The sequence below is a fragment of the Neorhizobium sp. LMR1-1-1.1 genome (assembly GCF_040675795.1).
Taxonomy (GTDB): Bacteria; Pseudomonadota; Alphaproteobacteria; order Rhizobiales; family Rhizobiaceae; genus Neorhizobium; species Neorhizobium cellulosilyticum.
The window spans coordinates 1-258 of the sequence record NZ_JBEGHE010000097.1 but is presented as its reverse complement, the minus strand read 5'-3'; the positions used below and the strand labels follow the sequence as shown (position 1 = coordinate 258).

Below are 258 nucleotides of genomic sequence, written 5' to 3'. Positions count from 1 at the left end.
TCGCCAAGGGAGCTAACATCCTCATGTTCGGTCCGCCCGGCGGAGGAAAGAGCCATCTCGCTGCTGCTATCGGCCTTGCGCTGATCGAGAACGGATGGCGGGTCCTCTACACCCGGACCACCGATCTCGTCCAGAAGCTGCAGGTCGCTCGTCGGGAACTGCAGCTTGAGTCTGCTATCGACAAACTCAACAAGTACGACTTGCTCATCCTCGATGATCTCGCCTACGTCACCAAAGATCAGGCGGAAACAAGCGTGC

General features: G+C 58.1%; 1 pseudogene. It reads left to right on the top strand.

Annotated elements, in window-relative coordinates:
* A pseudogene (istB, locus tag MRBLMR1_RS29960) lies at positions 1-258 on the top strand (IS21-like element ISRel5 family helper ATPase IstB); the annotation flags it as partial.